Annotated in this window: 23 protein-coding genes; 11 read left to right on the plus strand and 12 right to left on the minus strand. The window is 66.8% G+C overall.

Annotation, left to right across the window (positions count from 1 at the left end; genetic code table 11):
* Nucleotides 1-121 precede the first annotated feature (121 nt).
* The 4 genes from R6258_RS04955 to R6258_RS04970 form a co-directional block, all read right to left on the minus strand.
* Complete coding sequence (locus R6258_RS04955) at nucleotides 122-1,720, minus strand: ABC transporter ATP-binding protein (protein WP_318448171.1); 1,599 nt, start codon at nucleotides 1,718-1,720, stop codon at nucleotides 122-124.
* 7 nt (nucleotides 1,721-1,727) lie between these two features.
* Nucleotides 1,728-2,633: an ABC transporter permease subunit gene (locus R6258_RS04960; protein WP_318448760.1), complete on the minus strand. Its 906-nt coding sequence runs from the start codon at nucleotides 2,631-2,633 to the stop codon at nucleotides 1,728-1,730.
* Nucleotides 2,634-2,689: 56 nt separating this feature from the next.
* Nucleotides 2,690-3,616, minus strand: coding sequence for an oligopeptide ABC transporter permease OppB (gene oppB, locus R6258_RS04965; RefSeq protein WP_318448174.1), 927 nt, complete (start codon nucleotides 3,614-3,616; stop codon nucleotides 2,690-2,692).
* Nucleotides 3,617-3,900: 284 nt separating this feature from the next.
* Complete coding sequence (locus tag R6258_RS04970; RefSeq protein ID WP_318448176.1) at nucleotides 3,901-5,487, minus strand: peptide ABC transporter substrate-binding protein; 1,587 nt, start codon at nucleotides 5,485-5,487, stop codon at nucleotides 3,901-3,903.
* 333 nt (nucleotides 5,488-5,820) lie between these two features.
* Between R6258_RS04970 and prfB the strand changes: the two genes are divergently transcribed.
* The 7 genes from prfB (at nucleotide 5,821) to rimI (ending at nucleotide 12,447) form a co-directional block, all read left to right on the plus strand.
* Nucleotides 5,821-6,919 (plus strand): peptide chain release factor 2 gene (prfB, locus tag R6258_RS04975; RefSeq protein ID WP_318448178.1). Its coding sequence is split into 2 segments (ribosomal slippage): nucleotides 5,821-5,895 and nucleotides 5,897-6,919, totalling 1,098 coding nucleotides; the frame shifts between segments, so codons are not numbered across the junction.
* 192 nt (nucleotides 6,920-7,111) lie between these two features.
* Nucleotides 7,112-8,629, plus strand: a complete 1,518-nt coding sequence (lysS, locus tag R6258_RS04980) for a lysine--tRNA ligase (protein WP_318448181.1) — start codon at nucleotides 7,112-7,114, stop codon at nucleotides 8,627-8,629.
* A gap of 184 nt (nucleotides 8,630-8,813) precedes the next feature.
* Nucleotides 8,814-9,200, plus strand: coding sequence for a hypothetical protein (locus R6258_RS04985; RefSeq protein ID WP_318448183.1), 387 nt, complete (start codon nucleotides 8,814-8,816; stop codon nucleotides 9,198-9,200).
* An 85-nt stretch (nucleotides 9,201-9,285) separates the two neighbouring features.
* Complete coding sequence (locus R6258_RS04990; RefSeq protein ID WP_318448186.1) at nucleotides 9,286-10,677, plus strand: MFS transporter; 1,392 nt, start codon at nucleotides 9,286-9,288, stop codon at nucleotides 10,675-10,677.
* A gap of 82 nt (nucleotides 10,678-10,759) precedes the next feature.
* Nucleotides 10,760-11,071, plus strand: coding sequence for a BolA family protein (locus R6258_RS04995; protein ID WP_318448188.1), 312 nt, complete (start codon nucleotides 10,760-10,762; stop codon nucleotides 11,069-11,071).
* Nucleotides 11,025-11,975 carry a hypothetical protein gene (locus R6258_RS05000; protein ID WP_318448190.1) on the plus strand — a complete coding sequence of 317 codons (951 nt, stop codon included), beginning with the start codon at nucleotides 11,025-11,027 and terminating at the stop codon, nucleotides 11,973-11,975. The genes R6258_RS04995 and R6258_RS05000 overlap by 47 nt, the downstream gene beginning before the upstream one ends.
* The gene (gene rimI, locus R6258_RS05005; protein WP_318448193.1) at nucleotides 11,968-12,447 is read left to right on the plus strand and encodes a ribosomal protein S18-alanine N-acetyltransferase; all 480 of its coding nucleotides are present in this window, start codon (nucleotides 11,968-11,970) and stop codon (nucleotides 12,445-12,447) included. Before R6258_RS05000 ends, rimI begins: the two co-directional genes overlap by 8 nt.
* A 28-nt stretch (nucleotides 12,448-12,475) precedes the next feature.
* Here rimI and R6258_RS05010 read toward each other — a convergent pair whose 3' ends face one another.
* Nucleotides 12,476-12,685: a cell division protein ZapB gene (locus R6258_RS05010; RefSeq protein WP_318448196.1), complete on the minus strand. Its 210-nt coding sequence runs from the start codon at nucleotides 12,683-12,685 to the stop codon at nucleotides 12,476-12,478.
* Nucleotides 12,686-12,764: 79 nt separating this feature from the next.
* On the minus strand, nucleotides 12,765-13,433 hold the full coding sequence (gene rsmD, locus R6258_RS05015; protein WP_318448198.1) for a 16S rRNA (guanine(966)-N(2))-methyltransferase RsmD: 669 nt from the start codon (nucleotides 13,431-13,433) through the stop codon (nucleotides 12,765-12,767).
* Nucleotides 13,434-13,525: 92 nt separating this feature from the next.
* Between rsmD and ftsY the strand changes: the two genes are divergently transcribed.
* From ftsY to rpoH, 4 genes are all read left to right on the plus strand, one after another.
* Complete coding sequence (gene ftsY / locus R6258_RS05020) at nucleotides 13,526-15,085, plus strand: signal recognition particle-docking protein FtsY (protein WP_318448200.1); 1,560 nt, start codon at nucleotides 13,526-13,528, stop codon at nucleotides 15,083-15,085.
* Between the two features lie 3 nt (nucleotides 15,086-15,088).
* A complete protein-coding gene (gene ftsE / locus R6258_RS05025) occupies nucleotides 15,089-15,772 on the plus strand; it encodes a cell division ATP-binding protein FtsE (RefSeq protein ID WP_318448203.1) in 684 nt (227 codons plus the stop codon).
* A complete protein-coding gene (gene ftsX / locus R6258_RS05030; protein ID WP_318448205.1) occupies nucleotides 15,769-16,761 on the plus strand; it encodes a permease-like cell division protein FtsX in 993 nt (330 codons plus the stop codon). Before ftsE ends, ftsX begins: the two co-directional genes overlap by 4 nt.
* Nucleotides 16,762-16,942: 181 nt before the next feature.
* Entirely contained in the window at nucleotides 16,943-17,812 is an 870-nt protein-coding gene (gene rpoH, locus R6258_RS05035; RefSeq protein WP_318448208.1) for an RNA polymerase sigma factor RpoH, read from the plus strand.
* A gap of 80 nt (nucleotides 17,813-17,892) precedes the next feature.
* Here rpoH and slmA read toward each other — a convergent pair whose 3' ends face one another.
* The 6 genes from slmA to uxuA form a co-directional block, all read right to left on the minus strand.
* The gene (slmA, locus tag R6258_RS05040) at nucleotides 17,893-18,510 is read right to left on the minus strand and encodes a nucleoid occlusion factor SlmA (protein WP_318448209.1); all 618 of its coding nucleotides are present in this window, start codon (nucleotides 18,508-18,510) and stop codon (nucleotides 17,893-17,895) included.
* A gap of 112 nt (nucleotides 18,511-18,622) precedes the next feature.
* Complete coding sequence (gene argB, locus R6258_RS05045; protein WP_318448211.1) at nucleotides 18,623-19,531, minus strand: acetylglutamate kinase; 909 nt, start codon at nucleotides 19,529-19,531, stop codon at nucleotides 18,623-18,625.
* Nucleotides 19,532-19,601: 70 nt separating this feature from the next.
* Nucleotides 19,602-20,984 carry a phosphomannomutase/phosphoglucomutase gene (locus tag R6258_RS05050; protein ID WP_318448214.1) on the minus strand — a complete coding sequence of 461 codons (1,383 nt, stop codon included), beginning with the start codon at nucleotides 20,982-20,984 and terminating at the stop codon, nucleotides 19,602-19,604.
* Nucleotides 20,985-21,076: 92 nt separating this feature from the next.
* A complete protein-coding gene (gene dut, locus R6258_RS05055) occupies nucleotides 21,077-21,592 on the minus strand; it encodes a dUTP diphosphatase (protein ID WP_318448216.1) in 516 nt (171 codons plus the stop codon).
* Entirely contained in the window at nucleotides 21,589-22,983 is a 1,395-nt protein-coding gene (gene coaBC, locus R6258_RS05060) for a bifunctional phosphopantothenoylcysteine decarboxylase/phosphopantothenate--cysteine ligase CoaBC (protein ID WP_318448218.1), read from the minus strand. The genes dut and coaBC overlap by 4 nt, the downstream gene beginning before the upstream one ends.
* Before the next feature lie 87 nt (nucleotides 22,984-23,070).
* Complete coding sequence (uxuA, locus tag R6258_RS05065; protein WP_318448220.1) at nucleotides 23,071-24,246, minus strand: mannonate dehydratase; 1,176 nt, start codon at nucleotides 24,244-24,246, stop codon at nucleotides 23,071-23,073.
* Between the last annotated feature and the right edge of the window lie 59 nt (nucleotides 24,247-24,305).

A 24,305-nucleotide genomic window follows, 5' to 3' on the forward strand; every position in this document is an offset into this window, starting at 1 on the left:
CTAAAAGCTCCTCTAGGGAGTGTGTTTTGGGGCAAGTGCCCCACCAAACGGCCGCAGGCGTTCCTGGCAGGCGCCGTGAGCGCCTGCAGCCGAAATCGATTGTTCTTGGAGTTACTGCGGATCAGGCGGCGTCGTCGATGAAGGCGGCCCTCATCAGTTCCTGGGTGTAGCGCTCGCGCGGGTTGGCGAAGATCGCTTCGGTGGGACCCTGCTCGACCACCTGGCCCTCCTTCATCACCAGCACGGTGTCGGCCAGTGCACGCACCACCGAAAGATCGTGGCTGATGAACAGGTAGGTCAGGTCGTGTTTCTGCTGCAGGTCGCGCAGCAGGTCGATCACCGTGACCTGCACCGAGCGGTCCAGCGCCGAGGTGGGCTCGTCGAGCAGCAGGAATTCCGGCTTGAGCACCAGCGCCCGGGCGATGGCGATACGCTGACGCTGGCCGCCGGAGAACTCGTGGGGATAGCGATTGCGCATCGCCGGGTCGAGCGCGACTTCCTTGAGCGCCTCGATCACCTGCGCTTCGCGCTGGCGCCGGTTGAATTCGGGGTGATGCACTTGCAGCCCCTCGCTGATCACTTCGCCGACGGTCATGCGCGGCGACAGCGAACCGAAGGGATCCTGGAAGACCACCTGCATGCGCGCGCGCAACGGACGCATGCCGCTGGTGTCGAGGTTGGCGATATCGCTGCCGTCGAAGCGGATGTCGCCGCGGCTTTTGAGCAGCCGCAACAGCGCCCGGCCCAGCGTCGACTTGCCCGAGCCGGACTCGCCGACGATGCCCACGGTCTGCCCGCGGCGGATGGTCAGGTCGATGCCGCGCACCGCCTCGAAGTACTCGCTGTCGCGGAACAGGCGTTTCTTGAGCGCAAAGCGTACGCGGACGTCTTTCGCCTCGAGCAGCACCGGCATGGTCTCGTCGATCGGCGCCTTGCGACCGTGCGGGTCGGCATCGATCAGCATGCGCGTGTAGTCGTGTTGCGGATTGCCGAACACCTCGGCGGTGGCGCCGCTTTCGACCAACTCGCCGCGGCGCATCACGCATACCCGGTCGGCGAAGTGACGGACGATTCCCAGGTCGTGGGTGATGAACAGGATCGCCATGCCGTAGCGCGCCTGCAGGTCCTTGAGCAGTGCCAGGATCTGCGCCTGAACGGTGACGTCGAGCGCGGTGGTCGGTTCGTCGGCGATCAGCAGCTCCGGCTCGCAGGCCAGCGCCATGGCGATCATCACCCGCTGGCGCTGGCCGCCGGAAAGTTCGTAGGGGTAACTGTCGATGCGCCGGGCGGGTTCGGGAATGCCGACCTGTTCGAGCAGCTCGACGACCTTGGCGCGTGCCTGCCGGCCCCTGAGCCCGCGGTGCTTTTCCAGTACCTCGGCGACCTGACGGCCGATGCGGTGCAGCGGGTTGAGCGAGGTCATCGGCTCCTGGAAGATCATCGAGATCGCGTTGCCGCGAATGCGCCGCATGCGCTTGGGCGTGACCTTCAGCAGGTCCTCGCCCTTGAAGCGGATGGCGCCGGACGTCTGGGCCAGCTCGGGCAGCAGGCGCATCGCGGCGGTCGATGACACCGACTTGCCGGAGCCCGATTCGCCGACCAGCGCCAGCGTCTCGCCGGGCTTAATGGCGAAACTCACCCCCTTGACCGCGGAGACCGTGCCGGTGGGCAGTTGGAAGTCGACCGTCAGGTTGTCGATTTCAAGCAGATTGTCAGCCACGGTCACCTCAGCGTGTTTTCGGGTCGAGGGCGTCGCGCAACCCATCGCCCAGGAAGTTGAGACAGAACAGCGTCAGCGCGAGGAACACCGACGGCACCAGCAGCAGCCACGGTGCGCTCTGCATCATGTCGGTGCCCTCGGAGATCAGCACGCCCCAACTGGTCAGCGGTTCCTGCACGCCGAGGCCGAGGAACGACAGGAAACTCTCGAGCAGGATGACCTTGGGCACGGTGAGCGTGACGTAGACGATCACGGGGCCGATGGCGTTGGGGATCAGGTGGCGGGTGACGATCTTGCGATCGCGCACGCCCAGCGCGTGGGCGGCCTCGATGAACTCGCGCTGCTTGAGCGCCAGCGTCTGGCCGCGCACGATGCGCGCCATGTCGAGCCATTCGACCGCGCCGATGGCGGCGTAGATCAGGAAGATGTTGCGCCCGAACACCACCATCAGCAGGATCACCAGAAACATGAACGGCAACGAGTACATGATGTCGACGAAGCGCATCATGTAGCTGTCCAGGCGTCCGCCGACGTAACCGGAGATGGCGCCGTAGAGCACCCCGATCACCAGGCTGACGAAGCTCGCCACCAGCGCCACCGACAGCGACACGCGACCGCCGTAGAGGGTGCGGGTGAGCAGGTCGCGGCCGTTGGCGTCGGTACCCAGGAAATGGCCGCCCTCGAGGCTCGGCGCGGCGCTGAAGGCGCTCCAGTCGACTTCGGCGAGTCCCCAGGGCAGTAGATAGGGGCCGATCAGGCAGGTCGCGGCGATCACGATCAGCAGCACCAGGCTGACCATCGCCGCCTTGTTCTGCTTGAGGCGCCGCCAGGCGTCCCGGCCGAGGCTTTCGCCGGCGACCGCGCCGGCTTCGGGGTCGGGCTCGGCGGGTGGGTTGGGGCCGCCGGCCGGCATGTTGTGGCCGCTGTAGGGCGTGGTATCGGTGGTCATGGCGTTACATCCCTGGCCGGTCAGTCGTCATAGCGGATTTGCGGATCGAGCGCGGAGTAGATCAGGTCGACGAGCAGGTTCATCAGCACGATCAACGCGCCATAGAACACCACCGTGCCCATCACCAGGGTGTAGTCGCGGTTGAGCGCGCCCTGCACGAAGTAGCGGCCGATGCCGGGAATGCCGAAGATCTGCTCGATCACCACCGAGCCGGTGATGATCCCGGCGATCGCCGGGCCCAGATAGGAGGTCACGGGCAGCAGCGCCGGGCGGATGGCGTGGCGCCAGATCACCTGGCGCTCGGAGAGCCCCTTGGCACGCGCGGTGCGGATGTAGTGGCTTCCCAGCACCTCGATCATGCTGGCGCGCATCATCCGCGCGATATAGGCGATCTGCTGGATCGACAGGGCGATCACCGGCAGCACCAGGTTGGGCAGCGCGCCGCCATTCCAGCCGCCGGCCGGCAGCCAGGCGAGCAGCACGCCGAATACCAGCGCCAGGATCGGCGCGATCACGAAGTTGGGCACCGCGATGCCGGCCAGCGCCACGCTCATCACCGCGTAATCTACGCCTGAGTTGCGTCGCAACGCGGCGAATATCCCCAGCGGCAGGCCGAGCAGCAGCGCCAGCAGGATCGCCAGGCCACCGATCTCGAGACTCACCGGGAAGCCCTGGGCGATCAGTTCGGTGACCGAGAAGTCCTTGTACTTGAACGACGGTCCGAAATCGCCCTGCAGCAGGTTGCCCATGTAGCGCAGGTACTGCATCGGCAGCGGCTCGTCGAGATGGTAGGCCGCCTTGAGGTTGGCCTCGATCTCGGGCGGCAACTGGCGCTCGCCATCGAACGGGCCACCCGGGGCGACGCGCATCAGGAAGAACGAGATGGTGATCACCACCAGCATCGTGGGGATGGCCTGCAGCAGCCGCTTCAGCGTATAGCTCAGCATTGGGCGCCCCCCTTGAGGTCGGCGAAGCGCCAAGGGGCACCGGTAAGGCAGCAGTACCATTGACGATACAAGGGCCTGGGCGAAGAGGCACGGTAGGGCAAGGGTCTAGTCCTCGGCATGGAATAGCGAAGGGGTAAGCGTTGCTTGGCGTCGGCGGCCAGCCCCGGGACGGGCCGGCCAGACGGCTATCAACCGGTCACGCAGCGAAGCCGATCGCGTCCGTCGAATAGCGGCAGCGATCCGGCGCTGCGGCGGACAGGGTCCGCCGCAGGCCTGGCGGGGCGTTACTGGTCGAAGGTGACCCAGCGCGAGGGGTGGTCGTCCTCGGCATTGTCCTGCCAGCCGCTGATCGACGGGTCCACCAGATTGCGCGTCACGTAGTAGAGCAGGGGCGCCAGGGCGTAGTCGTCGAGTGCCACGTTCTCGGCCTGCTGCAGGAACTGCTGGCGCTTGTCGAGATCCAGCGTGTTGGCGGCCTTGTCGAGCAGCTTGTCGTACTCGGGGTTGGAGTAGGCGCCGTAGTTGTTGCCGACACCGCTGCGCAGCAGGGTCAGGAAGTTCTCGGCGTCGTTGTAGTCGGCGATCCAGCCGGCCCGGGCGATGTCGAAGTCGCCTTGCTGGATGGTCTGGTAGTGGACGGTGGCCTCGGCGTTGGTCATCTCGACCTCGACGCCGAGCGGCTTCCACATCGCCGCCAGGGCGATGGCGATCTTCTTGTGCTCATCGGAGGTGTTGTAGCGAAGCTGCAGGTGCAGCGGATTGTCCGGGCCGTAGCCGGCGTCCTTGATCAGCTGCTTGGCCTTGGCCAGGCGCTCCTGGTAGTCGCCGTCGACGCCATCCATGTGCTGGACGTCGTAATGACTGGTACCCGGCGGGACCAGCGAGTAGGCGTCCTTGAAGCTGCCGGCCATGATCTGCTCGGAAAGCACCTTGCGCCGCACCACCAGGTTGAGCGCTTCGCGGATGCGCTCGTCGGCGGTCGGCCGGCCTTCGCGATTGTTGAGCACGTAGTAGTAGGAACCCAGCATCGGGCTCAGGTGGGTAGCCTTCGGCAGGTTGTCCTTCAGCCACTGATAGCGGCTCGACGGATAGTCGCGGATGATGTCCAGCTCGCCGGCGCGAAAGCGCGAGATGGCGGCGTTGCGATCCTCGGTGGTGAAGTAGTTGACGCCATCCAGGGAGACGTCGGAGGCGTCGTAGTATTCGGGATTCTTCTCGACGCTGATGCGCGACTGCGAGATCCACTCGACCGGCTTGAAGGCGCCGTTGGTGACGATGTTCTCCATCTTGATCCAGGCATCGCCGTACTTCTCGACGGCATGCTTGGGCACCGGGTAGGCGGTGTAGTGGGTCAGCAGCTGCAGGAAGTAGGGCGTCGGCGACTCGAGGGTGACCTTGAGGGTCTTGCCGTCATCCAGCGATTCGGCGCCGATCGCGTCGAGCGGCTTGTCACCGGTGTTGACCGCCTCGGCGTTCTTGATCGGGTAGAGCAGATAGGCGTACTTCGAGGCGCTGGCCGGGTCGAGAAGATGCTGCCAGCCGAACACGAAGTCCTCGGCGGTGACCGGTTCGCCGTCCGACCACTTGGCACCCTCGCGCAGATGGAAGGTGTAGGTCTTGCCGTCTTCGGAGACCTCCCAGTCGGTGGCCATGCCGGGGATGACCTCGCCCTTGGGGTTTTCCTTGAGCAGGCCCTCGTAGACGTCCATGAGGATCTGCGATTCCCACACCCCGCCGGATACCTGCGAGGTGTCGAAGGAGGCGAGCTCGCCCATGACTCCGATGTTCAGAGTTTCGGCATACAGCGGGCTGGCCATCAGGCCGGTGGACAGGGCGATGGCGGCGATCAGCGAACGACGTTTGAAGTGCATATCGAGTCCTGGATGGTTGTTGTTGTCCCGATGACGGGCCGAGCCCTTAGCAGGCTCGCTAAAGTCATGAACTTGTCAGACCATCTCGCTACGCCGGGACGATGTCCATTGCGAATTTTGAATACGGGTTTTCGGATTATGCATAGCCGCTCTATGGCGGGACGTACACGACGATAGCCGGCTGCTGGCGCTGGCCGCCGCCGCCGACTCGCGCCCGGCGTGGCGGATGACGGTGCTGTCCGGGTTGGCTACAATGTCGATCTTCTTTCATGCGCCGGGTTTTTGCCCGGCGCCTTCGACTGCGGCGTCTTTGCACGCCAACACGGGACGACCATGCAAGAGATCAATCCGGTCAATCAGCAGATCAAGGACCTGTCCGAACGGACAGACGTCCTGAGGGGGTATCTTTGACTATGCCGAGAAGAAGGATCGGCTAGAGGAGGTCACCCGCGAGCTCGAGAATCCGGACGTCTGGAACGATCCGGACCATGCCCAGAAGCTGGGCAAGGAGCGCTCGACGCTCGAGCAGATCGTCGCCACCATCGACCAGTTGGACCAGGGCCTTGGCGACAACGCCGACCTGCTGGAACTGGCGGTGATGGAAGAGGACGACGATACCGTCGACGAGGTCCGTAAGGAGCTCGACCAGCTTGAGGCGGCACTCGAGAAACTCGAATTCCGGCGCATGTTCTCCGGCGAGATGGACGCCAACAACGCTTATCTCGACATCCAGGCCGGCTCGGGCGGTACCGAAGCCCAGGACTGGGCCAACATGCTGCTGCGCATGTACCTGCGTTGGTGCGAGCACCATGGCTTCAAGACCGAGATCGTCGAGCTTTCCGCCGGCGAGGTGGCCGGCATCAAGTCGGCGACGATCCACGTCCAGGGCGAGTACGCCTTCGGCTGGCTGCGTACCGAAACCGGCGTGCACCGGCTGGTGCGCAAGAGTCCGTTCGACTCCGGCGGCCGCCGCCACACCTCGTTCGCCTCGGTGTTCCTGTCGCCGGAGATCGACGACAGCTTCGAGGTCGAGATCAACCCCGCCGATCTGCGCACCGATACCTATCGCTCCAGCGGCGCGGGCGGCCAGCACGTCAACACCACCGACTCGGCGGTACGTATCACCCACGAGCCCACCGGAATCGTCGTCTCGTGCCAGAACCAGCGCAGCCAGCACGCCAACCGCGACTTCGCCATGAAGCAGTTGAAGGCCAAGCTGTGGGAACTCGAGATGCAAAAGCGCAACGCCGCCAAGCAGGAAGCCGAGGACAGCAAGGCCGACATCGGCTGGGGCAGCCAGATCCGTTCCTATGTGCTCGACGACCAGCGCATCAAGGATCTGCGTACCGGCGTGCAGTCGAGCAATTGCGAGAAGGTGCTCGACGGGGATCTCGATCAGTACATAGTAGCCAGCCTCAAACAGGGCCTTTGAGCGACGCTATTGCGCTCGACGAGGCGGCGTTGCGGCGGTGCTCATCATGCTCATGGACAACCGCGTCCATAGCGCTGATTTCGCGCCGCCACGACTGGCCTCGCCGTCGCTCATGACGCGTCTCACGTCTCGATCCGAGTGGCGCACCCGTCGCGCCACAACCGTAGCGACCTTCCATAGACAGGCAGAACCATGGCGAATCAGGACAACCCGCAATCATCCCCCGAGGCCCAGGACGAGAACCGCCTGATCGCCGAGCGTCGCGCCAAGCTGGCCGCGCGCCGCGAGCAGGCTGCCGCCCAGGGCGGCAGCGCCTTTCCCAATGACTTCCGCCGCGATAGCCTGGCCGACGAACTGCAGGCCGAGCTGGGTGACAGGGACAAGGCCGAGCTCGAGGCGCTGGGCCGCGAGGCGGCGGTCGCCGGGCGCATCCTGCGCAAGCGCGGGCCGTTTCTGGTGATCCAGGACGTCTCCGGGCAGATCCAGCTCTACGTCGACAAGAAGGGCCTGCCCGAGGACGTGCTCGAGGACGTCAAGGGCTGGGACATCGGCGACATCGTCGCCGCGCGCGGACCGGTGCACAAATCCGGCAAGGGCGATCTCTACGTCAAGATGGACAAGGCCCAGTTGCTGACCAAGAGCCTGCGCCCGCTGCCCGACAAGTTTCACGGCCTGACCGACATGGAGGCGCGCTACCGCCAGCGCTATGTCGACCTGATCATGAACCCCGAGTCGCGCCGGGCCTTCGAGGTGCGCGCCGGGGTGATCGCCTCGATCCGGCGTTTCTTCGAGGCGCGCGGCTTCATGGAGGTCGAGACGCCGATGCTGCAGCCGATTCCCGGCGGGGCGACGGCGCGGCCGTTCATCACCCATCACAACGCGCTGGACATCGACATGTACCTGCGCATCGCTCCCGAGCTGTACCTCAAACGGCTGGTGGTGGGCGGCTTCGAGCGGGTCTTCGAGATCAACCGCAACTTCCGCAACGAGGGGCTGTCGACGCGCCACAACCCCGAGTTCACCATGCTCGAGTTCTACTGGGCCTACGCGGACTACAAGGATCTGCTCGACCTGACCGAGGCGATGATCAGGGGCGCCGCCGAGGAGGTGCTGGGCACCACCGTGCTGAACTATCAGGGCACCGAGTACGATCTGGGCCGGCCGTTCCGGCGCCTGACGCTGCGCCAGGCGATCCTCGAACATGGCGACAATCTCACCGACGGCGATATCGACACGCTGGAGGCGGCGCGGGCCACCGCCGAGCGCCTCGGCATCCAGGTCAAGCCCGGCTGGGGCCTGGGCAAGCTGCAGACCGAGATCTTCGAGGAGGTCGCCGAGCACCGTCTCGACCAGCCGACCTTCATCATCGAATATCCGGCCGAGGTCAGCCCGCTGGCGCGGCGCAACGATGCCGATCCGTTCGTCACCGACCGCTTCGAGTTCTTCGTCGGCGGGCGCGAGATCGCCAACGGCTTCTCCGAGCTCAACGACGCCGAGGACCAGGCCGAGCGCTTCGCCGCCCAGGTCGCCGAGAAGGACGCCGGCGACCTCGAGGCGATGTACTACGACGCCGACTACGTGCGTGCGCTTGAGTACGGGCTACCGCCGACCGCCGGCGAGGGCATCGGCATCGACCGGCTGGTGATGCTGTTCACCGATAGCGCCTCGATCCGCGACGTGCTGCTGTTTCCCGCCATGCGTCCGGAATAGCCCGGCCGCAAGCGCGCCGGTGGACGGAATGATTGGTAAGCGGCGCCGCGAGCGCCCATAATGAGCGGCGTTTCGACGGCGTGCCGCGCACGTCGAGACACTGCTGCCGCTTCGGCAAGCGTTCCCGGACAAGTCTGCCGAGGCCCGTCTGTCGAGGAGCCCGTCTGTCGAGGAGAAAGAGACGATGAAACTGCTCAACCGTTCCGCGCTGAGCGTCAAGCCTACCCAGGCGTTCGTCGACTGGGTCAACTCGCTGGAACCGACCGTCGGCGAGGACGACCTGACACTCGACGACGTCGACAGCGAAAGCACCGTCTATCTGATTCCCGAGATGGATACGCCGGAAGCGCTGGCCGACTATGTGCGCGAACGCCACCTCGACATTCTCGAGAACGAACTGCGGGCCTGGGAGGAAGACACCCGGCAATGGCCCGACAGCCTAAATTGGGCGCTGTTCGAGCGCTTCGTGGTGGTCGAGCACAGCTACCTGGCGCTCGATCTCGAGGACGACGAGCCCATCGAGATCTCCGATATTGACGATGAGTTGCTGCTCGAAACCGACGAGGACTGAGATCGTCGGTGAGCCGCTCGAGATATCCCCGCTACGCCCCTGAGCTCGTTTCGCTTGCGCCTGTCGGCAGCCGGAATCGTCCGGCATGCTGATGAGCCGGCTGTTCGAAACCCGCCCCGGCGACACCGGGCTGCCCGGTCCGCAGCGTCGCCTGGCGATGCTGGTTCTGGTGCTGGGTACCCTGATGGCGGTGTTCGACGGCGGCATCGTCAACATCGCGTTGCCGACCCTCGCGCGTGAACTCGACGTCAGCGAATCCCGCGCGGTGTGGATCACCAACATCTATCAGCTGGTCAGCGCCTCGACGCTGCTGGCCTTCGCCGCGCTGAGCCGCTTGATCGGCCGCCATCGACTGTATATCGGCGGCCTCGGCGTGTTCACGCTGGCCTCGCTCGCCTGTGCCTTGTCACGCAGTTTCGAATGGCTGGTGGTGTCGCGGATGGTTCAGGGCATCGGCGCGGCGGCCATGCTGAGCATCGGCCCGTCGATGTATCGGGTAATCTTCCCGCCGCGCCTGCTCGGCTCGGCGATCGGCCTGGGGGCGCTGGTGGTGGCCTTCGGCATCGCCTTCGGGCCGTCGTTGGGCGGCGGCATCCTGTACCTGGCAAGCTGGCCATGGCTGTTCGCCATCAACGTGCCGATCGGCATCGCCGCACTGGCCCTGGCGCTGCGCGCGCTGCCCCGCGAAGCACCCGAGGCGGGGCGTTTCGACTGGCCCGGCGCGCTGCTGTCGATGGTCATGGTCAGCGGCTTCGTGTTCGCCCTCGATCGTATCGGCCACGGCAATGCCAATTCGGCGGCGCTGCTGCCGCTCGCGGCGAGCCTGGGTTGCCTGGCGCTGTTCGTCTGGCGTCAGCGCCGTGCGATGAGCCCGCTGGTGCCGCTGGTGATCTTTCGCGAGCCGCGCTTCAGCGTGGCGGCGGTAATCTCGATGCTGGCGTTCATCGCCCAGGGTGCGTCGTTCGTCGGCCTGCCGTTCCTGTTCCAGAGCGTGATGGGCCTGAGCCCGATCGCCGCGGCGGTACTGTTCACGCCCTGGCCGCTGGCGCTGATGCTGACCGGCCCGTTCGCCGGCCGCCTGGCGGATCGTTTCAACCCGACGCTGATCTCGTCGCTGGGGCTGACGATCTTCCTGCTCGGCATGCTGTCATTGGCCATGCTCGGCGATACGGCGGTGCCCGGCGACATCGCCTGGCGGGTGGCGCTGTGCGGGATCGGCTACGGGATCTTCCAGGCACCCAACAATCGCGAAATGATCGGCAGCGTGGCGCTCGAGTACAGCGCCAACGCCTCCGGCGTACTGGCCTCGGTGCGGACCTTCGGCCAGGCGCTGGGTACCGCGATGGTCGGCATGATGCTGGCGCTGTCGTTCGGCTCGCTGTCCCTGGCGCTGTGGGCGTGCTGCGCCTTCGTCGTGGTGGCCCTGGCGCTGAGCCTGTGGCGTGTGCCGTTGGCGAAACGCGGCCGCACGGCTTGAGCGAGTCTTATCCAGCGCGCGGCTTATCCTGCGCGGGGCTTAGACGTTACAATGAAGCGCTTGCGACCCGGGAGGAGACGCCATGAGTGTTCAGGCACGAATCGAAGACAAGCTGAGCTCGCTCGAGCCGGTCCATCTGACCGTCGAGAACGAGAGTCACATGCATAGTGTGCCGGCCGACTCGGAAACCCACTTCAAGGTCACGCTGGTGTCCGAGCGTTTCGACGGACTGATGCCGGTCAAGCGTCATCAGCAGATCTACGCGGCACTGGCCGACGAGCTGGCCGGCCCGGTGCACGCTCTGGCCCTGCACCTGTATACCCCCGCCGAGTGGCAGGCACGCGGCAATGCGCGTCCCGATTCGCCCAATTGCCGAGGCGGCAGTGGTCGCTGACGCGGCGACCGGGCCCATGGGCGAACCGCAGCGCTCGCAATACCTGGAGGCGATGGGGCTGACCGCCTGGGTCAGCCGCTATCGGCTGCCCAACGCCCTGGAGACGCCGCGCTGCGAGTGGCAGGAAGCGCCCGACGAACCGCGCCAGCCGCCGGCAAAACGCCTGCATGCGCTGCTCGACGACGCCAACGAGGCTGCCGCGCAAGCGCCGCCGCAGCCAGCCGCCGCGATTGACGCGACCCCCACACCGCGGGCCGGTGCGCCGATCAAGCGCGCCCGGGCGCTGCTCGGCGAGCCGCCAGCCGATGAGCCGCAACCCGCTGAGCTGAAGGCGCCGCCAGTGGCCGTAGATCCGCCGGTCGGCTCACCTGACCACAGCGCGGAGGAGGCGCCCGGCGAGGCGCTGCGTTTCACGCTGCAGGTCGCCGCGCTCGAGGGGCGCTGGCTGGTCCTGCAGGTCGCCGATGGCGCGCCGCCGGCCGACGCCCGGCGGCTGCTGAGCAATCTGTTCAAGGCCGCCACCATCGAGACCGCGCAACCGCCGGTCTTCGAAACCTTCCGTTGGCCGTTGATGGACGATATCCCGGCGCAGGCGCCGTTCGAGGAGGCCCGCGAGGGCCTGCGGGCATTCATCGAGGGTCGTCGCCGGCGCGGTTGGCAGCCCGAGCGGCTGCTGCTGTTCGGCGCTCACGACGATCTCGAGCGGGTGCTGGAGATCGTCGAGGGCCGCAGTCGGCTGCTCGAGATTCCCGCCTGGTGCGGCCCCGCACTGGACGAGCTGATCGTATCGGCCGATGCCAAGCGGGCGTTGCTGCCGCTGCTGGCGGAGTGGCGTGAGGCTTGGCATCGCGGTGCGAGCCACGTTGAAGACAGGGCAGGCGATGACAGGGCGGGTGATGACTGAGCTACGGCTGAGCAGGCTGACCCCGGGCGACATCGACGAGCTGGCCGAACTCGAACGCCTGGGGCAGCCCCACCCCTGGCGCGAGGCGTGGCTCAGCGAGGCGCTCGACGACGGCCATGCCGAATGCTGGGGCGTGCATGGCGAGGGCGGCGCGCTGGTGGGTCATGCCATACTTTACCGATTGCCGTTCGAGGCCGAGCTCCAGGCGATCACCGTCGATCCCCGGGTGCGCCGGCGTGGCGTGGCCCGGCAGTTGCTCGAGCGGCTGATCGCCAGGGCCGAGGCGTGGGGCAGCGAGCGTATGCTGCTCGAGGTGCGCGGCACCAATCACGGCGCCCAGGCGCTGTATCGCTCCATGGGGTTCGTCGTCGACGGTCGGCGCGCGAACTATTACCCGGCAAAGGCCGGACGGCGCGAGGATGCGCTGTTGATGTCGCGAAATCTCATGGTGGGCAACGCCGGCAGCGGATGACGGCTGCCGGCGCCGACAGGCTGGCGGGTCAGGAAACCGGGTTCTGCGTGCTCTCGCTGCCTTCCAACTCGCGGAACTGCGCCAGCAGGCCGTTCAGGCGGCGTTCCCACTCGTCGTGCTCCTGCTTGAGGCGGGCATTTTCCTCGCGCAGCTCCTCGGCTTCCATTTTCAGCATCTCGAGCGATTCGATCGCGTTGCCGACCTTCTGTTCGAGCTGATTGAAAAGTTCGCTGCTCATCCGTTTCTCCTGAATTGCTTGCCTGGATTGCGTGCCTGTGAATCGCTGATCGCTGTATTGCGCCGCGGCGTGCTGGTCGTCAGCGTACGCCGTGGTCCGGGGCTCGGCAAGCGTCTCCCGGCGGCGACGCCAGCCGCCTGTAAAGCCGCCCGTGGGTGTCCCCGGCGACGACTTGGCGGTGCAGCGTCCAGTTGTCCGGAACCTCGACCGGGGCCTGCGCTTCCTGCTCGACGTAAACCCACGCCGGGTCGCTTAACCAGCCGGCATCCTCCAGCGCCCGGCAGGTCGGTGCGACGCGCTGCTGACGAAAGGGCGGGTCGAGGAAGACCACCTCGAAAGGCGTCGCCGGGCCGGCCAGGAACGTCATGACCTCGCTGTCGACGACCCGGCCCGCGATGCCCAGTGTAGCCAGGTTGTCCTCGATGGTCCTGGCGACCGGGGCGGCGGATTCGACGAAGATGGCCTCGCGGGCGCCGCGCGACAGCGCCTCCAGCCCCAGTGCGCCGGTGCCGGCATAAAGGTCGAGCACGCGGCCTCCGGCAAGCTCGAAAGCCAGCCAGTTGAACAGCGTCTCGCGCACCCGGTCGGGCGTCGGGCGCAATCCCGGGCTGTCGGCTATGGGCAGTTGCCGACGGCGGAACTGCCCGCCGATGATGCGCAGCTTGCCCGGGGTTCTGGCACCCCGCTTGGCCGCTGGCTGGGACGGTCGGCCGCGCCGGGAAGGCGGCCTGGAACGGTGACGACTCATAGTCGGCGGATTGTACGCGCGGCTTATCCACAGTGGTAGCGGGGGGTGTTACGATGGGCTGATCGTTTACCTGCCAATCGACTGACTCGCCCATGTTCGGTTTTTTCAAGCGCAAGAAGAAAGATCAACCTTCCGATCGCGACGCGCGCGATCCGTCACTCGACGACCTCGGGTCCGGCGCCACGCCCGATGGCGATGAACCCGCTGCCCAGCGCGACGACTCGGCTCCGCTCGGTACCGACGATGTTCAGTCGCCCCGGCGAGCCATCAGCGACGAGGCTCAAGCGCCGGTCCGCGAACACGATCCGCAGGCCCGGCAGGAAGCCGGCTATGCGCCCACCGCGCTCGAGCGTGAGGCCGCCCGCGAAGCGCTGGACGGTGACCTGGCAACGGGCGAGGCCCATAGCGCGCTCGACGAGATACCCGTCGAAACACCCCGCGACGAACTCGCGGAAGAGGCGCGGCGCCCCGAGGACGACGCCCTGGCGGCGTCCGCGACTGAATCGGCCTCGCCGGAAAGCGCAACGGCCGAACGCCGTATGGAGCCCGACGAGCAGGTGGAAGTGCCGTCGTCGGTTGCGTCCGAGTCGCAGCGCGAGGTTGGTGAAGTAGATAGCACGCCGCCGCCCGTCGAGCCCTCGAGCCACGCCGTCACCGATGAGGCGCCGCCTACCGACAGCGCCACCGCCAGACGCGACAAGCCGAGCGGCGAGAAGCGGGGTTGGCTGGCGCGCATCAAGGCCGGGCTGGGCAAGACCCGTGCCAATCTCACCGACGGATTGGCCGATCTGTTCCTCGGCAAGAAGCAGATCGACGACGAGTTGATGGAGGATCTCGAAACCCAGCTGCTGATGGCCGACGTGGGCATCGAGGCGACCAGCGAGATCATCGACAACCTCACCGCACGGGTCTCGCGCAAGGAACTCAAGGACCCCGAGGCGCTGTTCGGCGCGCTGCAGGAGGAACTCACCGGGTTGCTGGCGCCGGTGACCACGCCGCTGGAGCTGCCGGCCAAGGGCCAGGGGCCGTTCGTGATCCTGATGGTCGGCGTCAACGGCGTCGGTAAGACCACCACCATCGGCAAGTTGACTCAGCGCTTCCAGAACCAGGGGCGCAGCGTGATGCTGGCTGCCGGCGACACCTTCCGCGCCGCGGCCGTCGAGCAGCTCAAGGTCTGGGGCGAGCGCAACAAGGTGCCGGTGATCGCCCAGCACACCGGCGCCGACAGCGCCTCGGTGATCTATGACGCGCTGTCCGCCGCCAAGGCCCGCGGCGTCGACGTGCTGATCGCCGACACCGCCGGTCGCCTGCACAACAAGAGCCACCTGATGGAGGAGCTCAAGAAGGTCCAGCGGGTAATGGCCAAGCTCGACGCCGCCGCACCGCACGAGGTGATGCTGGTACTCGATGCCGGTACCGGACAGAACGCGTTGTCCCAGGCCAAGACCTTCGACGAGGCGATTCCGGTCACCGGCATCACCCTGACCAAGCTCGACGGCACCGCCAAGGGCGGGATCATCTTCGCCCTGGCCAAGCAGCAGGGCACGCCGATCCGCTTTATCGGCGTCGGCGAAGGCCTCGACGACCTGCGGCCGTTCGCCGCCGAGGATTTCGTCGGCGCGCTGTTCGACCGTGAAGCGGCGGATCGCTAGGCCGTGATCGTCTTCGAGCACGTCGGCAAGCGCTACGGCGGGCGCTTCGAGGCGCTCGCCGACATCAACTTCGGCGTCGAGCGCGGCGAGATGCTGTTCCTCACCGGGCACTCCGGCGCCGGCAAGAGTTCGCTGTTGCGCCTGATCATGCGCCTCGAGCGGCCCTCGCGCGGGCGCCTGCTGGTCGCCGGCCACGATATCGACCGGCTGCACAACAGCCAGATACCTTTCTACCGGCGTCAAATCGGCGTGGTCTTCCAGGATCACCAATTGCTGTTCGATCGCGACGTGTTCGCCAACGTCGCGCTGCCGCTGGAAATTCAGGGGGTCGAGCCCCGCGAGGGCGCGCGGCGGGTACGCGCGGCACTCGACAAGGTGGGCTTGCTGCACCGCGAACGCGCGCTGCCCATCGAGCTCTCCAGCGGTGAACAGCAGCGCGTGGGCATCGCCCGTGCGGTGGTCAACAAGCCGGCGCTGCTGCTCGCCGACGAACCCACCGGCAACCTCGATCCGCAATTGTCCGCCGACATCATGCGGCTGTTCGAGGAGTTCAACCGCATCGGCACCACCGTGCTGGTCGCCAGTCACGATCTGGCGTTGATCGCCCGGTTGCGCCATCGCGTGCTGGGCCTGCGCGAAGGCCGCCTGATCAGCGACGAGCGCATCGACCAGGGAGGCGTGGCATGAGCGCCGCTCCCCGCGACAACGCCTCGCGCCAGGCGCCCCGCCGCGGTGCGCGCAGCCATCGACCGGGATTCGACAGTCGCCGCCGCGCTTGGGCGCGTCACCATCGCCAGATGGCCACCGACAGCGCCCGGCGGCTATTGCGTCAGCCACTGGGCAGCCTGATGACGATGCTCGCCATCGGCATCGCGTTGCTGCTTCCGGCGGGGCTATGGCTGGCACTCGACGGGGCCAGGGGCGTCGGCTCGCGGCTCGAGGAGAGCGCCACCCTGACCGCCTACCTGGCACCCGCGGTGGGCGAGCGCGAGGCGATGCAACTGGCCGATACCCTGCGCAGCCATCCCGAAGTCGATGGCGCCCGGCTGATCACCGCCGCCGAGGGCATGGCCGAATTCCAGCAGGCGCTGGGCCTCGACGATGCGCTGGCCGAACTCGACGACAACCCGTTGCCGGCCAGCGTGGTGGTCTCGCCGCTCGATACCAGCCCCGCGGCGGTCGACGATCTGCGCAGTCAACTGGCGAGCGTCGACGGCGTCGACGAGGTGCGCGTCGATCTCGCCTGGCTGGAGCGGCTGAGCAGCCTGGCGGCGTTCGGCCAGCGCCTGGCCCTGGCCCTGGCGATACTGTTCGGTTTCGGCGCATTGCTGATCGTCGGCAATACCATCCGCCTGGCCGTCGAGAGCCGGCGACGCGAGATCGAGGTGGTGACGCTGATCGGCGCGACCCACGCCTTCGTGCGCCGGCCGTTTTTGTATAGCGGCGCCTGGTACGGCCTGGGCGGCGGGCTGAGCGCCTGGCTGCTGCTGAGCCTGGGCGGGCGCTGGCTGACCGCGCCGTTGCAGACGTTGGCCGAGAGCTACGGCGCGCAGTTCGTGATGCCCGGCCTCGGCTGGCAGGGCTCGGCAATCCTGCTGGTCTCGAGTACACTATTGGGCTGGCTGGGCGGCTGGGTCGCGGTGCATCGGCATCTTGCCGAAACCCGCCCGCGTTAGACTTGGAGGATGTCTATTGCAAGGCATCAGATAAGCTCCTTGCAAGAACGTTGAACTTGTTTCTACGCTAAGGGTCCTAGTTTCGGGACCGTCGAAGTCAGGCATTTTAACGGTTACCGGGTCGAGCCCACGGGCTCCCCACGTTGGGTAACACCTGTTGGGCAACTTGGAGACACCCTGCATGAGCACCAGTCTTCAGCCTATTGGCCAGCTTTCTCCCGGCCATGACTTGAACGGCTACATCCAGGCGGTTAATGGCATCCCGGTGCTGACCGTGGACGAAGAGCGTGAACTCGCCTTCCGTCTGCATGATGAGAACGATCTCGAGGCGGCGCGCCGTCTGGTCATGTCGCATCTGCGCTTCGTGGTGCATATCGCCAGGAGCTATTCGGGGTATGGCCTGCCGCAGGCCGACCTGATCCAGGAAGGCAACGTCGGGCTAATGAAGGCCGTCAAACGCTTCGATCCCAATCAGGGCGTACGGCTGGTGTCATTCGCCGTGCATTGGATCAAGGCCGAGATTCACGAGTTCGTGCTGCGCAACTGGCGGATCGTCAAGGTGGCGACCACCAAGGCCCAGCGCAAGCTGTTCTTCAACCTGCGCAGCGCCAAGAAGCGCCTGGCCTGGTTGAACACCGATGAAGTCGATGCCATCGCCAAGGATCTCGACGTCAAGCCCGAGGTCGTGCGCGAGATGGAAGGGCGGCTCTCGGCCTTTGATGCCGGCTTCGACGCCTCGCCGAGCGATGATGACGAACAGAGCAGCTATCAAGCGCCGGCACAGTATCTCGACGATGCGCGTTACGACCCGGCCGTGCAGCTCGAGGACAGCGATTGGGAGGCCGATTCCACACGCCGCCTGCAGGATGCGCTGGGCAATCTCGACGAGCGTTCTCGGCATATTCTGCAGAGCCGCTGGCTGGCCGAAAGCAAGGCCACGCTGCACGAGTTGGCCGACGTCTACGGGGTTTCCGCCGAGCGGATCCGCCAGCTCGAGAAGAACGCCATGAAGAAGATCCGCCAGCAGTTGGGAGAATCGCTGGCGGCCTGATTGGCATCGTGAGTGCGCTTCATGAAACGCCCGGCTTCGGCCGGGCGTTGTCGTATCCAGCGCTTGTTGCGGCTGGCCAGCTAGGCGCGGCTGGCCTGCGCTGTGGCGACCAGCAGGTCGCGCGACAGCAACTGCCAGTGTTCTTCCCAGTGGCTGGTCGGCAGCCGCTTGAAGTCGCTACGCACGTACTGGCCGATGCGTCCCTCGGCATAGGCCAGCAGCACGTTGGCGGCCGAGGAGACCGGCAGCACCGGGCGCAACCCTTCGTGGATCTCGGCTTCGCGAAGGATCTGCTTGAGCTGGGTCTCGAGGCGTTCGAACAGCTGGCCCATGCGCACTCTCAACCGGGCGGTCTCGCCGGTCAGCGCGTCGCCGTTGAGTAGTCGGCAGAGGCCGGGATTCTTCTCGGCGAAGCCCAGCAGCAGCATCAGGATGTGCTGGCAGCGCGGCAACGCCTCGGGCGTTTCGTCGAGTATCCGGCGAATGCGCTCGAACAGCGTGGCCTCGATGAATTCGATCAGCCCCTCGAACATGCGCGCCTTGCTGGGGAAGTGGCGATAGAGGGCGGCTTCGGAGACGCCGACCTGGCGGGCCAGCGACGCCGTGGTGATGCGCTTGCCGCTGTCTTCCTCCAGCATCAGCGCCAGCGCCTGGAGGATCTGCTCCCGGCGGTTTTGCTTGGATGATACCTGCGTCATGGTTTTCTTCTAATAATATTGGTTCCCGCCAATCGTACTGTCGGGCCTGTCCCAGGGCAAACCGGTGCATTGTTTTTGGGTTAACGTTCTAATGCGGTTCGAGCTGGAATATTCAGTCCTGCGGTGGGTGGTCGGTGATCAGGGTACCGACACCGGCGTTGGTGAATATCTCCAGCAGGGTGGCGTGGGGCACGCGACCATCGATGATGTGCGAACTGGCCACGCCGCCCTTGACGGCCTCCAGTGCGCAGCGAATCTTGGGCAGCATCCCGCCGTGGATGGTGCCGTCACTGATCAGCGCATCGACCTGGGCGGTGGAGAGTCCGGTCAATACCTCGCCGGCGCCGTTCATCAGCCCGGCGACGTTGGTCAGCAGCATCAGCTTCTCGGCGTGCAGCGCCTCGGCGACCTTGCCGGCCACCAGGTCGGCGTTGATGTTGTAGCTGCGGCCCTTGGCGTCGACGCCGATCGGCGCGATCACCGGGATGAAGTCGCGGGCGGTGAGCATCTCGATCAACTCGGTGGAGACGTGCTCGACCTCGCCGACATGGCCGATGTCGATGATCTCGGGTACGCGCATTTCCACACTCTGCTGCTCGACCTTGAGCTGGCGGGCGCGAATCTGGCCGCCATCCTTGCCGGTCAGGCCGATCGCCTTGCCGCCGCACTGGTTGATCAGATTGACGATGCCCTTGTTGACCAGCCCGCCGAGCACCATCTCCACGACGTCCATGGTCTCGGCGTCGGTAACGCGCATGCCGTTGACGAAGCGCGACTCGATCTTGAGCTTGCCGAGCAGCTCGCCGATCTGTGGCCCACCGCCGTGCACCACCACCGGATTGATGCCGACTTCCTTCATCAACACCATGTCGCGGGCGAAGGAGTCGACCAGGGTCTGTTCGGTCATGGCGTTGCCGCCATACTTGACCACCACGGTTTTGCCGGAGAAGCGTTGGATATAGGGCAGGGCTTCGGACAGGACCTCGACCACCTGGCGCGGGTCCCGGGGGTGTTCGCTCATCGGCGATTCTCCATCGATTGGGCCGGCCCGCGCTGCCGGCGCGGCGCGGACCGGTTCAGGAAGGCTGGATTCAGAAGGGCAGTTCGGCGTCCGGGACGACCTGCTTCAGGGCGTCGCGAAAGCGTGCCTGGACACGCTCGAGGGACTCCTGGCTCTTGCCCTCGAAGCGCAGCACCAGCACCGGCGTGGTGTTGGAGGCGCGGCACAGTCCCCAGCCGTCGGCATAGTCGACGCGAATCCCGTCGAGGGTGGTCTTGACGCCGTCGTCGCCGAAGTCGCCCTCGCGGGCCAGTTTCTCGACGATGTCGAACTTGTTGTCGTCGGTAACCTGGACGTTGAGTTCCGGGGTGCCCAGGTCCTGCGGGAAGCGGGCGAAGAAGCTGTCGGCATCGGTGCGCTGCTTGGAGAGGATCTCGAGCAGCCGCGCCGCGCCGTAGAGACCGTCGTCGAAACCGTACCAGCGCTCCTTGAAGAAGATGTGGCCGCTCATCTCGCCGGCCAACTGGGCGCCGGTCTCCTTCATCCGACCCTTGATCAGCGAGTGCCCGGTGCGCCACATCTCGGGGGTGCCGCCGGCCTCTTCGATCACCTTGGCCAGATTGCCGGTGCACTTGACGTCGAAGATCACCCGCGCGCCGGGATTGCGCTCGAGCATGTCCTCGGAGAAGGCCATCATCAGGCGATCGGGGTAGATCACCTCGCCGGCGGGCGTGACCACGCCGAGCCGGTCGCCGTCGCCGTCGAAGGCCAGGCCGATGTCGGCACCGGTTTCCTTGACGGTACGGATCAGGTCCTCGAGGTTCTCGAGCTTGCCGGGATCGGGGTGATGATTGGGGAAGTCGCCGTCGATCTCGGCGAACAGCGGCACGGTCTCGGCGCCCAGGCGCTCGATCAGCTTGGGACCCAGCTCGCCGGCCACGCCGTTGCCGCAGTCGACCACCGCCTTGATCTTCCCGCTCAGGGTGATGTCGCCGATGATGCGATCCAGATAGGCCTCGCGCACGTCCTGCTCGCGGACCTGGCCCTCGCCGCCGGTGAAGTCGTCGTCGGCGATGCGCTGGTAGAGCGCGGTGATCGCTTCGCCGGAGAGTGTCTCGCCACCCAGCACGATCTTGAAGCCGTTGTAGTCCGGCGGGTTGTGGCTGCCGGTGACCATGACCCCCGAGGTGCTGTCGCCCAGCGTATTGGTGGCGTAGTAGAGCACCGGCGTGGGCACCATGCCGATATTGACGACATCGCGGCCGGCGGCGGTCAGTCCCTTGATCAGCGCTGCCTGCAGGCGCGGCCCCGAGTGCCGGCCATCGCGGGCGACGATCACCGAGCGCTCGCCGCGCGCGGCTGCCTCGCTGCCGATCGCCCGGCCGATCAACTCGACGGATTCCTCGGTCAGGGTGTCATCGACGATGCCGCGTATATCGTAGGCGCGGAAGATGGACGGGGTAATCTCACTCATGGGTTCCCTCCTTGGTAGACGACTGGAAGCGGCGTGTTGGCGACTGCCTCCAGTCTAGTTGGCTCGCCAGTCAGCGTGCGCCAGGGCGTTGCCTAACGGCGGCCGGAGTGGCCGAAGCCCCCGGCGCCACGCTGGCTGGCGGCGAAGTCATCGACAAGGTCGATCTCGGCCTGGACCACCGGGACCAGCACGAACTGGGCCAGGCGTTCGCCGGGTTCGAGCGTAAAGGGCGTCTGGCCGCGGTTCCATACCGAGATCATCAGTTCGCCCTGGTAGTCCGAGTCGATCAGTCCGACCAGATTGCCGAGCACGATACCGTGCTTGTGGCCCAGACCCGAGCGCGGCAGGATCATTCCCGCCAGGCCCGGGTCGGCGATGTGTGCGGCGAGCCCGGTGCGCACCAGCTCGCAATCGCCGGGTGCCAGCGTCAGCGGCGCGTCGAGCAGTGCGCGCAGATCCATGCCGGCGCTGCCCTGGGTAGCGTAGTGCGGCAGCGGGTAGTCGCGCACCCGCTCGTCGAGGATCTTGACGGCCAGTTGCGGCTGGCGGCGCAGCGGCTGGGCGCCGGTGGTCTCGGTAACGGGTGTATCGCGGGTCGTATCGCTCATCGGGAATCCTGTTGTGGCGCGGCTGGCGGTGCGGCGTGGCGTGTAGCGCGATAACCGCGCAGCGCCTGGTCGATCACGGCCTCGGCCAGGCGGGTCTTGCTCTGTGCCGGCAGCTCGGCGCGCCCGGGCTCGGCGGCGGTGTTGCGCCACAGCAGCAACGCGGCGTTGTCGTCGGCGCCGAAGCCGAGGCCGGCTTGCGAGACGTCGTTGGCGACGATCATGTCGAGCCGCTTGCGCTCGAGCTTGTCGCGCGCATGGACTTCGAGATCGCGGGTCTCGGCGGCGAAGCCGACCACGAACGGCCGTGGGCTGGCGGCGGTACTCTCGTTAACACTGGCGTTGATACTGGCCTCGGCGATCATGGCGATGATGTCGGGGTTCTTGACCAGTTTCAGCGTCATCCCGTCATCGCCGTCGGCCTTCTTGAGCTTGTGTTCGGCGATCCGCTCGGCACGATAGTCGGCGACCGCCGCGCAGCCGATGAAGATGTCGCTGTCGACTGCCGCCTGGCGGGCGGCCTCGAGCATCTCGACGGCCGAGGTCACGTCGATGCGCTCCACGCCGGCCGGCGTGGCCAGGGTCACCGGGCCGCTGATCAAGCGCACGCGGGCGCCCCGCGCGGCGGCGGCGGCGGCCAGCGCGTAGCCCATCTTGCCCGAGCTGTGGTTGGAGAGATAGCGCACCGGATCGAGCGCTTCCCGGGTCGGCCCGGCGGTGACGGTCACCGTCAGCCCGCGGGCGTCGCCGGGCCCTGGTGCTTCGGACACGCTCGGCGCGGTTTCGGGCGCCATGGAATGCGGCGTATCTTCGAGCGCCATAGCAGACGCGGCCCCGGGCGCCATAGACAGCCGGGCGACGATCGCCTCGGGCTCCAGCATGCGTCCGGCACCGACATCGCCGCAGGCCTGGTCGCCGGAATCGGGACCCAGCAATCGCCAGCCGTAGCCTTCGAGGCGGCGGGCGTTGTCGCGGGTCGCCGGGTGGCCCCACATGGCCTGGTTCATCGCCGGTGCCATGACGCACTCGGCGTGGGTGGCCAGACACAGCGTGGTCAACAGATCGTCGGCGTGGCCATGGGCGAGCCGCGCCATCAGGTCGGCGGTGGCCGGGGCGATCAGCACCAGTTCCGCCCAGCGCGCCAGCTCGATGTGGCCCATGCCGGCCTCCGCCTCGGGGTCGAGCAGCGAGGTGCGCACGCTCTCGCCGGTCAGCGCCTGCAGGGTCAGCGGGGTGATGAAGGCCTGGGCGCCCTCGGTCATCACCACCCGCACCTCGGCGCCGGCCTTCTTCAAAAGGCGCGCGAGCACGGCGCTCTTGTAGGCGGCAATGCCGGCGCTGATGCCGAGCAGGATGCGCTTGCCGGTCAATGGCGCGGCGGCCAGCTGTGACATGACGATTCACCCCTGAAACGTTCGGGGCTCGATTTTATCATCCTGTCGCGGGCTTTGCGTCATCGCCCGTCCGCCGCGTGCGGGCGGTCAGGAAGTCAGCCGGCGGACGGCGGTCTCGACGCCGCGCAACTCGGCCAGGCCCTTGAGTCGGCCGATCAACGGATAGCCAGGGCGTGTATCGCGATTCAGGTCGTCGAGCAGGTGATGGCCGTGGTCCGGGCGCAGCGGCAGGCGCGGCCCGCCGTCGCGCTCGCGGCGGCGCTCCTCGTCGACCAGCGTCTTGATCACGCCGACCATGTCGACGTCGCCATCGAGATGCGCCGCCTCATGGAAGGTCCGCGGATCGGTTTCACGCTGAGTGGCGCGCAGGTGGGCGAAATAGATGCACGAGGCGAAGCGCTGGCCCATCGCCACCAGGTCGATCGCCGCGCTGACGCCGTAGGAGCCGGTGCAGAAGGTCAGGCCATTGGCCGGGCTGGGCGCGGCATCGAGCAGCCACTGGGCGTCGTCGGGGGTCGAGACCACCCGCGGCAGGCCGAACAGCGAGCGGGGCGGGTCGTCGGGATGGATGGCCAGGCGAATGCCGACCTCCTCGGCCACCGGTACGATGGCGCGCAGGAAATGGCCCAGGTTGTCGCGCAGCCGGGCAGCGTCGATCTCGGCATAGTCGGCGATCGCCTGGCGAAAGCGCGCCAGGGTGTAGTGTTCCTCGGCACCGGGCAGGCCGGCGATGAGGGTGTCGGCCAGTCGCCGGCGCGCCGTGTCGTCGAGGCCATCGAGATAACGGCGCGCGTCGGCGCGTTCGGCGTCGCTGTAGTCGCGCTCGGCCCCGGGACGCTCGAGCAGGTACAGATCGAAGGCGGCGAACGCGGTCTGCTCGAAGCGCAGTGCGGTGCCGCCGCCGGGCAGCGGCCAGGCCAGGTCGGTGCGCGTCCAGTCGAGCACCGGCATGAAGTTGTAGCAGACCACGTCGATGCCGCAGGCCGCCAGGTTGCGCAGCGTCTGCTGGTAACGCGCGATGTAGGTCTCGCAGTCGCCGCGACGCTGCTTGATGTCCTCGTGAACCGGCACGCTCTCGACCACCGACCAGGTGAGTCCAGACGCCTCGATCAGCGCTTTGCGCTCGGCGATCGCGGCTTCCGGCCAGGTCTCGCCGTTGGCGATCTCGTGCAGGGCGGTGACGATGCCGGTGGCGCCCGTCTGACGGACATCGGCCAGGCTGATGGGGTCGCTGGGGCCGAACCAGCGCCAGGTATGTTCCATGGGGTCGCTACTCCGTCGAGGTTGCGAGGTTGATCGGGGCGGCCACGAGGCCGTGGGCG

It is taken from the genome of Halomonas sp. HP20-15 (assembly GCF_033446685.1).
Taxonomy (GTDB): Bacteria; Pseudomonadota; Gammaproteobacteria; order Pseudomonadales; family Halomonadaceae; genus Modicisalibacter.